At 64.5% G+C, this 13,555-nt stretch carries 12 protein-coding genes; 5 read left to right on the top strand and 7 right to left on the bottom strand.

Features of this window, described 5'->3' with window-relative positions:
- Window positions 1-18 precede the first annotated feature (18 nt).
- A complete protein-coding gene (locus tag JI75_RS08670) occupies window positions 19-582 on the top strand; it encodes a TetR/AcrR family transcriptional regulator (protein ID WP_052241500.1) in 564 nt (187 codons plus the stop codon).
- On the opposite strand, the gene ychF is transcribed toward JI75_RS08670, so the two are convergent.
- Together ychF and JI75_RS01475 are read right to left on the bottom strand one after the other, a co-directional pair.
- Window positions 572-1,636 carry a redox-regulated ATPase YchF gene (gene ychF / locus JI75_RS01480; protein ID WP_039688193.1) on the bottom strand — a complete coding sequence of 355 codons (1,065 nt, stop codon included), beginning with the start codon at window positions 1,634-1,636 and terminating at the stop codon, window positions 572-574. The two genes, JI75_RS08670 and ychF, sit on opposite strands and share 11 nt — an antisense overlap.
- Before the next feature lie 120 nt (window positions 1,637-1,756).
- On the bottom strand, window positions 1,757-3,136 hold the full coding sequence (locus JI75_RS01475; RefSeq protein WP_039688191.1) for a sodium-dependent transporter: 1,380 nt from the start codon (window positions 3,134-3,136) through the stop codon (window positions 1,757-1,759).
- 177 nt (window positions 3,137-3,313) lie between these two features.
- Between JI75_RS01475 and asnB the strand changes: the two genes are divergently transcribed.
- The 4 genes from asnB (at window position 3,314) to JI75_RS01455 (ending at window position 8,394) form a co-directional block, all read left to right on the top strand.
- Complete coding sequence (gene asnB, locus JI75_RS01470; protein WP_039688189.1) at window positions 3,314-5,275, top strand: asparagine synthase (glutamine-hydrolyzing); 1,962 nt, start codon at window positions 3,314-3,316, stop codon at window positions 5,273-5,275.
- 115 nt (window positions 5,276-5,390) lie between these two features.
- Window positions 5,391-6,443: a FecCD family ABC transporter permease gene (locus JI75_RS01465; RefSeq protein ID WP_082019698.1), complete on the top strand. Its 1,053-nt coding sequence runs from the start codon at window positions 5,391-5,393 to the stop codon at window positions 6,441-6,443.
- Window positions 6,440-7,255, top strand: a complete 816-nt coding sequence (locus tag JI75_RS01460) for an ABC transporter ATP-binding protein (RefSeq protein ID WP_039688187.1) — start codon at window positions 6,440-6,442, stop codon at window positions 7,253-7,255. The genes JI75_RS01465 and JI75_RS01460 overlap by 4 nt, the downstream gene beginning before the upstream one ends.
- A 29-nt stretch (window positions 7,256-7,284) precedes the next feature.
- Complete coding sequence (locus tag JI75_RS01455) at window positions 7,285-8,394, top strand: ABC transporter substrate-binding protein (protein ID WP_039688185.1); 1,110 nt, start codon at window positions 7,285-7,287, stop codon at window positions 8,392-8,394.
- Between the two features lie 65 nt (window positions 8,395-8,459).
- Here the strand turns inward: JI75_RS01455 and JI75_RS01450 are convergent, their stop codons facing one another.
- The 5 genes from JI75_RS01450 to JI75_RS01430 are packed head-to-tail and all read right to left on the bottom strand — an operon-like array spanning window position 8,460 to window position 13,554.
- Window positions 8,460-9,068, bottom strand: a complete 609-nt coding sequence (locus JI75_RS01450) for an ABC transporter ATP-binding protein (protein WP_039688183.1) — start codon at window positions 9,066-9,068, stop codon at window positions 8,460-8,462.
- Window positions 9,069-9,070: 2 nt separating this feature from the next.
- Window positions 9,071-10,036, bottom strand: coding sequence for an ATP-binding cassette domain-containing protein (locus JI75_RS01445; protein WP_082019697.1), 966 nt, complete (start codon window positions 10,034-10,036; stop codon window positions 9,071-9,073).
- An 8-nt stretch (window positions 10,037-10,044) separates the two neighbouring features.
- Window positions 10,045-10,926 carry an ABC transporter permease gene (locus tag JI75_RS01440; RefSeq protein ID WP_039688181.1) on the bottom strand — a complete coding sequence of 294 codons (882 nt, stop codon included), beginning with the start codon at window positions 10,924-10,926 and terminating at the stop codon, window positions 10,045-10,047.
- Entirely contained in the window at window positions 10,919-11,944 is a 1,026-nt protein-coding gene (locus tag JI75_RS01435) for an ABC transporter permease (protein WP_240993193.1), read from the bottom strand. Before JI75_RS01435 ends, JI75_RS01440 begins: the two co-directional genes overlap by 8 nt.
- Window positions 11,932-13,554, bottom strand: a complete 1,623-nt coding sequence (locus JI75_RS01430) for an ABC transporter substrate-binding protein (RefSeq protein WP_039688179.1) — start codon at window positions 13,552-13,554, stop codon at window positions 11,932-11,934. The genes JI75_RS01435 and JI75_RS01430 overlap by 13 nt, the downstream gene beginning before the upstream one ends.
- Window position 13,555 lies beyond the last annotated feature (1 nt).

The following is a 13,555-nucleotide window of genomic DNA, read 5'->3' as shown; positions in this document are numbered from 1 at the left end:
TGTACGGCGGGAGGACCCATGGATCGCAGGCAGCGCAAAACGAGGCAGTCCATCTACACGGCGTTCGAGTCCCTGATGTCCAAAAGCCGTTATCGGGACATCACCGTCGCCCAGATCATCGACGAGGCCGATATCGGGAGGTCAACCTTCTACGCCCACTTCGAAACGAAGGACGACCTTCTGAAGGAGATGTGCACCGAGATGTTCGACCACGTGTTCGAGGGCGTGGACTCGCACTGCATCACGCACGCGTCGCTCGAAACGCCCAACCTCGAAGGGCGCCTCGCGCATCTGCTGTACCACCTGCGCGACACGCACGGCGCCATCTGCGGGAGCCTCCTCGAACAGGGCGAGCCCCATTTCACCGCCTACTTCAACGGAAGGCTGAGGGAGCTGGTGGCGCTGGGCCGCCCCGAAGCGCCCTGCGGGATGCCCGGCGATCTGCACAGCGACCTGGTGGTGGATTCGATCGACCGGGCCGTCGTCTGGTGGTTCTCGCACAGCACCCCCTGCGGCCCCGAAGAGCTGGCCCGCTGGATGATGGGATTCATCGAGCCGTCGGGCGCGGGAGCTAGACGTTGAACTTGAAGTGCATGACGTCGCCGTCTTTCACGACGTACTCCTTGCCCTCCTGACGGAGCTTGCCGGCGGCGCGGCACCCCGCCTCGCCGTCGTAGGCGACGTAGTCCTCGTAGGACGCGGTTTCCGCCTTGATGAAGCCGCGCTCGAAATCGGTGTGGATGACGCCGGCCGCCTGGGGGGCCTTGGCTCCGATGGGGATGGTCCACGCGCGCGTTTCCTGCACGCCGCTGGTGAAGTACGACTGCAGCCCCAGAAGCGCGTAGGCCTCGCGCGCCAGGCGGGCCAGGCCGCTTTCCTCCAACCCCAGCTCCTCCAAGAACAGCGCCGCGTCCTCGGGATCGAGCTCGGCGAGGTCGGATTCGACCTTCGCGCTGATGGGAACGGGCTTGCAGCCGTCGATCTCGGCGAGGTCGGCCGTCACCTGGTCCTCGTCCACGTTCGCCACGTACAAGACGGGCTTCATCGTAAGCAGGTGCAGATCGCGGATGGATGCGCGCTGCTCGTCCGAAAGCTCGAGCGTGCGGGCGCGATGGCCCTCGCCGAGGTGCTCGGCCAGCTTGCGGGCGGTCTCCAGCTTGAGCGCCAGCGCCTTGTCGCGCTTCGCGTCCTTCTCCAGGCGGGGCAGGGCCTTCTCGACCGTCGCCAAGTCGGCCAGGATGAGCTCGGTGTTGATGGTCTCGACGTCGCTGGAAGGGTTCACCTTCCCATCGACGTGCACGACGTCGGGATCGCTGAAATAGCGCACGACCTGGCAGATCGCATCGGTTTCGCGGATGTTGGCCAGGAACTGGTTACCCAGGCCCTCCCCCTTCGACGCCCCCGCAACCAAACCGGCGATGTCGACGAACTCGACCGTGGCGGGAATGATGCGGGCGGCCCCGTCGATGGCGGCCAGCTTCTCCAGGCGCCCGTCGGGCACGGGCACCACGCCCACGTTGGGCTCGATGGTGGCGAACGGGTAGTTCGCCGCAAGCGCTTCATTGCTGGTCAGCGCATTGAACAGGGTCGATTTCCCCACGTTGGGCAACCCGACGATTCCGATTGATAAGGCCATGTGACTCCTAAACCCGATGAATACACAGAAACGCGCAGCAACATACTATGCTGCTGCGCGCTCGCTCGCAACTGCGGTGCGGGGCCGCCCTTCGGGCCTGCGCCCGCACCTGCAATCCGTTTAGAACTTGAAGATGCCGAACTGGGCACCCACGTACGCGATGAGGATCACCGTCACCAGGACGGGCGCCACGTACTTGATCATAACCGTCCACGCACTCTTCAGCTTGAAGGGGCCGGTGAGCTCGACTTCGTCGATAAGCGTCTGGGGCTTGAGGATCCAGCCGACGAACACGCAGGTGAGCAGCGCGACGATGGGCATGATCACCGAGTTCGAGATGAAGTCGAACAGATCGAGGATCGACGAGCCCTCGCCCAGCGGCTGGACGAAGCTGAGGCCGTTGTAGCCGAGGTTGATGAAGATGCCCGCCACGACCACGACGATGATGGTGGTGACGAACGACTTCTTGCGCGACCAGCCAGCACCGTCCTGGATGATGGACACGCACGTCTCGACCAGGGAGATCGCGCTGGTGAGGGCTGCGAACAGAACCAGCAGGAAGAACAGGAAGCCCAAAACGGCGGCGATGCCCCCCATGCTCTCGAACACCGAGGGCAGGGTGATGAACATCAGCGAGGGGCCGGACTTCGCGGCAACCGCCTCGCCCGAGCCCATGGCCACGAAGGCCGCCGGGACGATCATAAGGCCGGCGAGAATGGAAACGCCCAGGTCGAACATGCCGATCTGGCTCACGCTGGACGTGAGGCTGGACTTCTTGTCCAGGTACGATCCGTACGTGATCATGATGCCCATGGCCAAAGACAGGCTGTAGAACATCTGGCCCAAAGCGCCGATGAACAGCTCGGGGGACAGCTTGGCGAAGTCGGGCACCAGGTAGTACGCAACGCCGTCGAGCGCGCCGGGCATGGTCATGGTGTAGATGGCGATGCCGATGGCCATGATGATCAGCGCGGGCATCATGAACATGTTCGTCTTCTCGATGCCGCCCTCGACGCCGAGGCCGACCACGACGAACACGATGGCCATGAAGATGCCCATCCACAGGAAGCTCTCGACCGGGCTGGTGATGAAGCCGACGAAGAAGTTGCCGCCGTCAGCGAGGGCGGCGGGGCCGTTCATTAGATATGCCGCTGCGTACTTCGTCACCCAACCGCCGATGATGCTGTAGTACGGGGTGATGATGAAGGGCACAGCGGAAGCCAGAACGCCGATGAATGCGAACTTCTTGCCGAAATGCTTGAATGCGCCGATCGCCGACAGGCCGGTCTTGCGGCCCAGAGCCGTCTCGAGCAGCAGCAGCGACACGCCGAAGGTGAACACCAGCAGCAGGTACGTCAGGATGAACGTTCCACCGCCGTATTTCGCGGCCAGATACGGGAACCGCCACATGTTGCCCAGGCCCACGGCGGAAGCCGCGCCGGCCAACACGAACGCCCACCGCCCTGACCAGGCTGAGCGCACTTCGTTATTTGATGCCATTTCCTCTCCTCTTCTTTTTCCACGCGTTCTACCCGAACGCACCCTTCCATAGGCAATCTGGGAATTTGCACATTATAGCGACTTTGCATAGAGGAAACATCGGCTAATGGTATTCGGCTATCATTAATCCGCTAACGACGAAAACCCACGGAATCCCACGGCAAGGAGAGCGGTCTCATGTGCGGCATCTGCGGCTTTACCGGCGCGACTGAGCAAGACGGGGCGATCCTCGCATCCATGTGCGACATCATGGAGCATCGCGGTCCCGACGGCGAGGGGCGCTACCTCGATGACGGCATCGCGCTCGGGCATCGCAGGCTGTCCCTGATCGACCTCGAAGGGGGCAACCAGCCCATGGTGCGCGCAACCGCCGAGCGCTCCGCGCGCGTCACCTCCCCCGCCCTGCGCGCGGACGGGTCTCCGTGCGCGGACGAGGCTTCGATGAAGGCCAAGGGGGATCTGGCCATCGTCTTCAACGGCGAGATCTACAACTACCGCGACCTGCGCGAAGAGCTGGAGGCCGACGGCTGGGAGTTCTCCACGCACTCGGATACCGAGGTGCTGCTGGTGAGCTACCTCGCCTGGGGGGAGGACATGCTCGAGCGGCTGCGCGGCATGTTCGCCTTCGCCATCTGGGACAGGCGGACCCGCGAGCTGTTCTGCGCACGGGACTTCTTCGGCATCAAGCCCTTCTACTACACCGAGGCCGGCGGGCGCTTCATCTTCGCCTCCGAGATCAAGAGCATCCTCGAGCATCCCGCCTACGAGCGCGAGCTGAACGAAGAGGCCCTCGCCCAGTACCTGTGCTTCCAGTTCTCCGCGCTTGACGAGACGTTCTTCAAGGGCGTCTTCAAACTGCCGCAGGGCCACTGCATGCGCGTGAAGGCGGACGGGGCCCTGGAGATGCGCCGCTGGTGGAGACCCGAGTACCGCTTCGACGGCGAACGCAGCGAGGCCGATACGGTCGAGGCGATCGACCGCGCCATGCGCGAGTCGGTGCGCTACCATAATGTGGCCGACGTCGAAGTCGGATCGTTCCTTTCGAGCGGCATCGATTCCAGCTACATGGCAGCCTGCCTGGCCAAGGAAAACCCCGCCATCAAGACCTTCACCGTCGGGTTCGCCGAGTACGAGGGCGAGCGCGACGAGATCACCTGGGCCCGCGAGCTTGCCGACGAGCTCCATATCGCCAACACCTCCAAGCACATCGGGGAGGACGAGTACTGGGCCAGCCTGCCGCGCGTCCAGTGGCACATGGACGAACCGTCGGCCGACCCCAGCGCCGTGGCGCTGTACTTCGTCGACCAGATCGCCGCGACCCAGGTGAAGGCCGTCCTTTCCGGGGAAGGCGCCGACGAGTTCTTCGGCGGATACCGCATCTACCAGGCCCCCTTCTCGAACAGGAAGCTCGCATGGTGCCCGAAGCCGGTGCTGCGCGGCGCGTCGAAGCTCATGCGCGCGCTGGGCGTCCGCGGCGCGAACTACCTCGAGCGCGCGTCGCAGACCGCCGAGGACTGGTACTACACCAACGCGAACGGCGTGGCGTTCTCGCCCGCCGAGCGCGCCGCGATCCTGAAAAGCGTTCCCGACGTGCCCTCGCCCCAGTCCCTGTGCGCCCCCTCGTATGCGGAAGTCGCCGAGCTGGACGAGGTGACCAGAATGCAGTACGTCGATCTGCAGTTCTGGCTGGTGGGAGACATCCTGCTGAAAACCGACAAGATGTCGATGGCCCATTCGCTCGAATCGCGCGTGCCCTTCCTCGACCGCGAGGTCTTCCGGGTAAGCGCCACCATCCCCACCGAGCAGAAGGTGAGCGACACCCAGACCAAACTCACGCTGCGCCAGGCCGCCGAACGCGCGATCCCGCGCGACTGGGCGCAGAAAGAGAAGCTGGGATTCCCCGTCCCCGTGGTGGGATGGCTGCGCCAAGAGCGCTACTACCAGCAGATCAAAGACTGCTTCACCAGCGAAGAGGCCGCTCGGTTCTTCAACGTGGACTCGATCGTGAAGCTGCTGAACGAGCACCGCGAGGGCGCAAAGGACAACACGCGCAAGATCTGGATCGTCTACATGTTCCTCGTGTGGTACCGCATCTACTTCGTGGACCGTACCGTCCCCGCCAAGCCCGCAGCCCGCTAGGCGTACCCGACGCGCGAGCCGCTCTGCGAAATGCAGCGGCCGCGCGTTTCTTTTTCCCCTACATTATCCTTGTTTGTATATTATTCTTATATAAATCTATTTTGATGGAGAGCTAATGCAAAGACAGACGGAGCCTTCCCCGACATGCGCGGCGAAATCGGCGGCCAGCAGGCGAGCCGACCTCGTCATCGTCGCTTTAGCCCTGATCGGCATCGTCATCGTCTCCGTCTCCCTTCTTCTGGGCCGCTACCCCATCGACCCGGCGCAGGCCCTCGCCATGCTCGCAAGCCGCGTCGTTGCGCTCGATCCCTCCTGGACCGACCAGCAGCAAACGCTGTTCTTCAACGTCCGCCTTCCGCGCATCCTGCTCGCGCTTATGGTGGGCTGCTGCCTGTCCGCCGCAGGCGCGGCATACCAGGGCACGTTTCAAAACCCCCTGGTTTCCCCCGATATCCTGGGAGCAAGCCAAGGGGCGGCGTTCGGAGCCGCAGTCGCGATCCTTTCCGGATTCACCGGCGCCATGGTGTCGGTGTCCGCCTTCTGCTTCTCGATCCTCACCGTGTTCCTCGTGCTGACCGTAAGCGCGCGGGCGAGGGGCAACCATATGATGGTGGTCGTGCTGGCGGGAATCATGGTGAGCTCCCTGTTCTCGGCCGGGGTATCCTATGCGAAGCTGGTGGCAGATCCGACCGACGAGTTGGCCGACATCACCTACTGGCTGATGGGCAGCCTCACCGGCGCGAAAATGACGCAGGTGGCGACGGTGGCGCCCATCCTCCTTGCAGGCCTTGCGACCCTGTTCGTCCTTCGATGGCGCATCAACATCCTGGTCATGGGCGACGACGAGGCTGCCACTATGGGCGTGAACGCCCGCCTCGTCCGGCTCGTCATCATCGTTGCGGCCACGTTCCTCACCGCGGCCTGCGTCTCGGTTACCGGCATGATCGGCTGGGTCGGCCTCGTCATCCCGCACCTGTGCCGCATGCTGGTGGGAGCCGACTACCGCAAGCTCATCCCCGCCTCCATGCTGATGGGATCGGGATTTCTCCTCGCGGTCGACGATATCGCCCGCCTGGCGACCACCGCCGAGATCCCGATCGGCATCCTCACGGCGTTTGCAGGGGCGCCCTTCTTCCTATATCTCATAACGAGAAAGAAGAAGCTATGAGCATACGCGTCGAACACCTGGGATTCTCGTATGGCAACCGAGAGATCCTGCACGACCTCAGCTTCGAGGTCCCCGACGGCTGCCTCGTGAACGTGCTCGGGCCGAACGGCGTGGGGAAGTCGACGCTGTTCCGCTGCATCCTGGGACTCAACCAACGCTACTCGGGCCGCATTCTGGTAAACGGCAAAGACGTCAGGGAGCTTTCGATCAGGCAGCGGGCGCGCGAGATATCCTACATCCCCCAAACCCATGCGCCCGTGTACGACTACGAAGTGCTCGACGTGGTGCTCATGGCCACGGGAAGCAGCATGAAGGTGCTCTGGAACCCGGGTTGCGAGCAACGAAAGCGCGCCTACGAAGCGCTCGAGCGCGTCGGAATCGAACAGTTCGCCCACCGGCTGTACACGCGCCTCTCGGGCGGGGAACAGCAGCTCGTTCTCATCGCGCGAGCCCTGGCTCAGGATGCGAGAACCATCGTCATGGACGAACCGACCAGCGCCCTGGACTACGGCAACACGGTGCGCGTGCTTTCGCGAATCCGACAGCTCGCGCGCGAGGGACTCTCCATCGTGCAGTCCACGCACAACCCCGACCACGCGTTCCTCTACGCGGATAAGACGCTGGTCTTACGTTCGGGCGGCCTGGAAGCGTACGGAGACCCCCGCGAGGTCGTCACATCAGACCTGGTCAGCAGGATCTACGGAGTAGACGTCGAGGTGAGCTCCCTTTACGGCGACAAGGTGCGCGTATGCGTGCCTGTGCATGAGATAACCGCATGCGGCAGGGAAAACCGCGGATCGGAAAGGACGTAGGACGTATGCGCATCACAAGAAGAACGTTCATGAGAAAAGCGGTGGCGGTGCTCTGCTCTGCGACGCTCGGTCTCGGCGCGCTCGGCATGGCCGGTTGCGCGAAGGGATCGAGCGACACCCCGGCGGCGACGGAAACCCCTCAGACGGCATCCGACACACGGGTGTTCACCGACTCGCTGGGACGCGAGGTGGAGCTGCCCGCCCACATCACGAGAATCTGCCCGTCGGGCCACACCGCCCAGCAGGTTCTGCTCACCATGGCACCCGACCTCATGGTGGGCCTGTCCCAGAAGCTCAACGACGATCAGCTGAAGGTCTTCGGCGACCAATTCAAGGACTATCCGGTGTTCGGAGCCGTTCTGGGGGCAAAAGACGACTTCAACCGCGAAGCCGTTGCGGCCGCCGCACCCCAGGTCATCATCGATACAGGCGAAGTGAAGAAAGACTCCGTCGAACGCCTTGACGCCTTGCAGGAACAGCTGGGCATCCCCGTGGTGTTCGTGAAGGCCTACCTCGAAGATTACGGGGATACCTACAAGACGCTCGGCGAACTTCTGGGACGCGAGGACCGCGGCAACCAGCTGTCCGAATACTGCTCGAGCGTCTATAAAACCACTCAGGACGCCATGGCCGCGATACCCGAGTCCGAACGCGTGAGGGCTGCCTACCTTCTGGGCGAAAACGGGCTGAACGCCATTGCGAAAACATCGGGTCAGGCCCAAGTCGTCGACATGGTGTCCGACAACGTCGCGGTGGTGGACAATGCGTCGGGCAAGGGCAGCGGCAACGAGGTGAGCCTCGAGCAGATAGCCCTGTGGAACCCCGACCTGATCATCTTCCAAAAGGGCAGCGTCTACGACGCGGTTGGCAGCGATCCGGCCTGGGCCGGCATATCGGCCATCTCGAGCGGCAACTACTACGAAGTGCCGAACAGCCCTTGGTGCTGGATGAACAACCCGCCCACCGTCAACCAACTGCTGGGTATGCAGTGGTTCGCCCGTCTGCTCTACCCCAACGCGTTCGACGACAGCATCCAAGATGCTGCCAAGACGTACTACAAGACCATGTACGGATACGACCTCGGTGACGAAGAGCTCTCCGAGCTTCTGAAGAACTCGCTCCCCAAGGCAGCGAGGTAACGCGCGCAGCATCTTCGACGAGCGCCCCCGGCTTCGCCCCCGCTCGAAGTCGGGGGCACGGCGCGCTAACCTCGCGCGCCCAGACCCACCGACCTCGTGGCGATGCGGGCCGCGAGGTCGGGGCTGTGGGAGACGAACACGAGCCCCATGTCCTCCCGCGCAATCGCCTCGAGCAGGTAGCGCCATATCTCGGCCTGGGTGATAGCATCGAGCATGGTCGATATCTCGTCTGCGATCAGGTAGCGCGGATGCACGGCCACGGCGCGCGCGATGCAGAACCGCTGCAGCTCGCCGCCCGACAGCTCGTGGGGAAACCTGCGGAGCCATTCGCCCTTGATGCCCAGCGCGTCGAGCGCATCGGCAGGGACCTCGCCCGCTTCGCGCAGAGACCGCTCCATCCTCATGCGCGGATCAAGCGCGTGCTCGGGATGCTGCCCTATCAGCTGAACGGGGCAGGCGCCGCGCTTGGAAAACAGCTCCCCGTCCACCGCGACATACCCCGACGAAGGCCTCTCGTAACCTGCCAGCAGACGGCAGAGCGTCGTTTTCCCAGCGCCCGAGGGCGCATCCAGGGCCACGCGCTCCGAAGGCTCGACAGACAGGGAGAAATCCCGGTAGAGGACCGGCCCGCCCTCCGGATAGCCGAACGTGACGTTGCAAGCTTCGAGTGCCATCCCTACCGCCTCCCTTCCGCATCGCCCGTTGCAGCGGGCGCCGTCCACAGCGACCCCGCCGCCCGCGCTTCCCCCAAAACCGCGAAGTCATGCGAGGGAAGCGCATGCCACAGCGCGCGGGAAAACGGGTGGGCAAGGCATTCGGGGTCGTCGAAGCAGCCCACCGGCGCCTCTTCGACCACGGTCCCGTCTTTGAACACCGCCACGCGGTCGGCCGCCTTGAGAGCCAGCTCGATATCGTGGGTGATCAGAACGACGCCGCCGCCCGTATCGGCAAACGAGCGGAAATCCCCCAGCGCCTTCAGGGCCAGGGGCAGGTCAAGTCCGGGCGTGGGCTCGTCGGCGATGATCAGGCGCGGCTCGTCGATCAGCGCGCAGCACAGCAGCACGCGCCGCGCCATCCCCCCGGACAGCTCGAAGGGGTACAGATCGGCCACGCGCTCGTCCAGCCGATAGCGGGAGAACAGCTCTTTTCTGCGGGCGCGGCGCATGTCCGCATCGCCCGACGCGACCAACCCCTCGACCTGCCGACCCACCTTCATGAGCGGGTCGAGGAACGCCACGCTCTGCGGAACGAGCGATATCCCGTTTCCCCGAACGGCCGCAAGGGCGCGGGCGTCCATGCGACGCCCTTCGAACCATATGTCGCCCGACACGACGGCGTTCGGCTCGAACGACCCCAGAACGGCGTTTGCCAGCAGGGTCTTTCCCGATCCCGAAGCCCCGACGACCGCCACGATCTCGCCCCGATCGACCGACAGGCAGAGGTTGTCGATCACGCGCCTCTCGCGGCGCCGCGCGTGGAAAAACGACGGGGAATCCTCGTCGTACATGCGAAACCCGATGCTCAGCCCCTCGACACGCAGCAGGTCGCCCCCGTGCGCGCAGGGATCGGAGCTGCCCGATGCGGATCTCCCGCCCACGCGGCTGGGATCGCCGAGCCCGGTTTTGCAGCCTTCGCTTCCCATCTCTTCCCCTATTCCTGCGAACTGCGCGGATCGACCAGCCTGCGCAGGCTGGAGCCGGCCAGATCGAACAACATGACCACGGCGATGAGCGCGAGGCCGGGAAACACCGCCAGCCACCACATGCCCGCCGAAAGGTACGACATCGATTCGGACAGGACCACCCCGATGGCGGGCTGCTCGGGGGGCAGGCCGAACCCCAGGAACGTGATAGCCGCCTCATGCAGGATCGCATGGGGGAACAGCAGCACGAACCCGACGATGAGCTGGGGAAGCACGTAGGGAACCATATGGTGCGCGGCGATCTGCAGGCGGCTTGCCCCCAGCTTGCCGGCAGCGGCCACGAAATGCGACCGGCGCAGCTGCAGCATCTCGGCGCGCAGCACGCGCGTGAGGCTGGGCCAGTGGGTCACCGCAACCGCCACGATGATGCCGACCGCCCCTTTCCCCAACGCGAAGGAGATGAGGATCAGCAGCACGATATGGGGAATCCCCATCATCAGATCGACCAGCCACGCGACCGCGGCATCGGCCTTCGGCCCCCCGAAGGTCGCGACAAGCGACAGCGCAAGCGCGATGAGCGCCGAGAACGCGGCGGACAGCAACCCCACGGCGATGCTGGTGGAAAGCCCGGCGGCGACGCGCACCAGCATGTCGCGGCCCATCCAGTCGGTGCCGAACAGGTGCGACAGCGACGGCACGAGCCCCTTCTGGGAGAAATCGGTCGCGCAGGCGGCATCTTGGAGCTGGAAGCCCAGCCACGCCACGACCGCCAGCAGGGCGACCGACGCCGAGAAGGCCGCCAACGTGCGCACGCGGTTGCTGGAACGCGATGTGCGCGGGACATGGAGCAGCGCGGGTGCGCCGCTCCGGGAAGCGTCGAGGCTAGGCATCGGCGGTCACCCCCTCCCCGCGCCGTATGCGCGGATCGACCACTCCGTACAAGATGTTCGCGATCAGGTTTCCCCCGAACACGAGCAGCGCCGACACGAGGGAGATCCCCACCAGCAGCGCCACGTCGCCGCCCGTGGCCGCAACGACCGCGGCCTGGCCGAGGCCCGGGTACGAGAACACCTGCTCGACCAGCACCGATCCACCGAATATCTCGGCGACCGATGCGAACTGCAGCGTGATGGCCGGAAGGACGAGGTTCCGCAAACCGTGGGAGCGCAGCGCCCGGCCCTCGCTCGCCCCGCGCAGGCGGGCGAAGCGCATGTAGTCGCTTTCGAGCACGTCGATGGCCTTCTCGCGCGTGTGGAGCGCGATGTTGGCGACCCCGGTCACCGAGAGGGTGATCGCAGGAAGCGCTAGATGATGCAGTAAGTCGGCAAACGTCACGTCAGCCGCCGACACGCCGATGGGCATCGAGAATCCCAGCGGGAACCATCCCAAGCGCACGCTGAACACCACGAGGAACACCAAGCCCAGCCAAAACGAGGGCGTGGACGCCAAAACGTAGCAGTACCCCTTCACCAGCCTGTCGACGACGCCTCCCCGGCGCATCGCGGCGAGAACGCCCAGCGCGAAGCCCACCGCGCCGCTGACCGCCCAGGCAACCGCCATCAGCAAAAGCGTGTTACCCGCCCGCTGAGCGATCACGTCGAGCACCGGGGCGTTGAACCTCAGCGAGGTGCCCCAGTCCCCTTGGACGAACGCCGACGCCCAGGCCGCATAGCGCTCCCATAGCGGAATCCCGCCGCCCCACACCCGAGCGAGCTCGGCTTTCTTCTCGGGCGACATGCTCGCATAGGCGGCCTGACCGACGTTTGCCTGGACCGGATCTATGGGAGAGACGCTCACCAGCACGAACACGAGCACGCTGACGGCAACCATCAGCAGCGCGAACCTCGCCAGATTCCCTGCGACGAAACGGCTCAGCGCAGCGCCTCTCACGCGCCCTACCAGGTCCATCGATCGACGTTGTTCGCCAACGACCAACCGTGTCCGTGCGGATGGGGTTTCTGGGGCGCTATGTTAAGGCCGTCGCGCACGAAGTACAGATGGTCGATGTTTGCCATCCACACCCAGGCGGCCTCTCCTTGCGGAGCGAAGCCCTGCGACCCGTCCCACTGCGCGCGCTTCCAATACGCGAACGACTCTTCGACGCTGGGCTGCGCAAGGGCGGCGTCAAGGTAGGCGTCGCAGTCCTGGTTGGCATAGCCTGCGTAGTTGCCCTCGCTGGACGAGCGGTACAGTGTGTAGGTTTCGAGGGGGCTGTTGGTCCCCCATCCCCACAAGACGGGGTCGGAATACCCATGGGCGAAGATCTCGTCCCAGTCGGTTCCGCGCAGGCTCACCGCAATGCCCAGCTCGCGCATCTGGCTGGAGAACTCGTGGGCGAACGATTGACGCACGCTGTCGTTGGCCGGGTAGTACAGGTCGAACTCGGCGCGCACGCCGTCTTTCTCCAAAACGCCGTCGCTTGCCGCCGTCCATCCGCCCTCGGCGAGGATCGACTTAGCGCGTTCGACATCGGTGCCGCACTTCATATCGTCGGAAGCCCAGGGCATGCCGTCGCCGACGCTGTACGCAACCGATCCGTGTCCGTTGAGGATCTCGTCGACCAGCTTCTGGCGATCGAGCCCGTAGTTGATGGCGCGCCTGATGGAAAGGTCGCACGTCACCTTGTTTCCCACGGGGTAGACCACGCCATCTGCCCCGATCCGGGTTTCGCCGGGCGCCGCCATCGGCAGCGATATGCCGCGCGAATCAACCGACGCATAACCCGCAAGGGAATAGCCGGGCACCGTCGCCGAGGATAGCACCGCCGACGTGTAGGCTACGTCGGCCTGACCCGACTGCACCGCCGCCAGCGCCGCGTCCTCCGCCATGAAAAGCGCCACAACGCGCTCTATCGTCGGAGCGGCCCCGTAGTAGTCGGGATTGGATACCAGGATGGCCTGCTGGCCCCTGTCCCACTGCTCCAGCTTGTAGCGCCCCGAGCCGATCGGATTGGAACCGTAATCGGGACCGTAAGCGTGCTCGGGAACGATACCGATGTTCGCAACCAGATAGAGCAGGGCGTTGAACGGTTTCGAAAGCGAGAACACCGCGGTTTCGTCGTCGGGGGCCGACACGCCCGTGAGGAACGACAGATCCACTTCCGATGCCGGCGCGTTCATTATGGAGTTGAACGTGAAGGCGACGTCGCGAGCTGTCAGGGGCTCCCCATCGGTGAACTTCACATCGCTGCGAATCTTGAACGTCCACGTCAGACCGTCATCCGACACCGAATACGACGTGGCGAGATCGTTCTGGAACGCAAGGTGCTCGTCGGTTGAAACGAGCGTCGACTGGATCAGCGGCTCGTGCCCGTGACCGCCGTCGCCCCATCCCATAATCGGATCGAAGCCCGCCTCGGGTTCCGATCCGGTCGACATCGCGATCACCACCTGGTTCTTAACCGACGATCCACCCGATGGGGCCGGGCGGGAGGCCCCGCAGGAAGAAAGCAGGCCGCCCATCGACACGGCAGCCGCAACCGATGCCGACATCTTCACAAACCCTCGCCTCGTAAGCATG

Origin of the sequence: Berryella intestinalis (assembly GCF_000814825.1) — a bacterium.
GTDB classification, from domain to species: domain Bacteria; phylum Actinomycetota; class Coriobacteriia; order Coriobacteriales; family Eggerthellaceae; genus Berryella; species Berryella intestinalis.
The sequence above is the reverse complement of the archived record's forward strand: the minus strand, read 5'-3'. Positions and strand labels throughout refer to the sequence as shown.

Coding starts and splice junctions, on each gene's coding strand:
- JI75_RS08670 (WP_052241500.1), top strand. CDS start 19: ATGGATCGCAGGCAGCGCAAAACGAGGCAGTCCATCTACACGGCGTTC.
- ychF (WP_039688193.1), bottom strand. CDS start 1,636: ATGGCCTTATCAATCGGAATCGTCGGGTTGCCCAACGTGGGGAAATCG.
- JI75_RS01475 (WP_039688191.1), bottom strand. CDS start 3,136: ATGGCATCAAATAACGAAGTGCGCTCAGCCTGGTCAGGGCGGTGGGCG.
- asnB (WP_039688189.1), top strand. CDS start 3,314: ATGTGCGGCATCTGCGGCTTTACCGGCGCGACTGAGCAAGACGGGGCG.
- JI75_RS01465 (WP_082019698.1), top strand. CDS start 5,391: ATGCAAAGACAGACGGAGCCTTCCCCGACATGCGCGGCGAAATCGGCG.
- JI75_RS01460 (WP_039688187.1), top strand. CDS start 6,440: ATGAGCATACGCGTCGAACACCTGGGATTCTCGTATGGCAACCGAGAG.
- JI75_RS01455 (WP_039688185.1), top strand. CDS start 7,285: ATGAGAAAAGCGGTGGCGGTGCTCTGCTCTGCGACGCTCGGTCTCGGC.
- JI75_RS01450 (WP_039688183.1), bottom strand. CDS start 9,068: ATGGCACTCGAAGCTTGCAACGTCACGTTCGGCTATCCGGAGGGCGGG.
- JI75_RS01445 (WP_082019697.1), bottom strand. CDS start 10,036: ATGGGAAGCGAAGGCTGCAAAACCGGGCTCGGCGATCCCAGCCGCGTG.
- JI75_RS01440 (WP_039688181.1), bottom strand. CDS start 10,926: ATGCCTAGCCTCGACGCTTCCCGGAGCGGCGCACCCGCGCTGCTCCAT.
- JI75_RS01435 (WP_240993193.1), bottom strand. CDS start 11,944: ATGGACCTGGTAGGGCGCGTGAGAGGCGCTGCGCTGAGCCGTTTCGTC.
- JI75_RS01430 (WP_039688179.1), bottom strand. CDS start 13,554: ATGCTTACGAGGCGAGGGTTTGTGAAGATGTCGGCATCGGTTGCGGCT.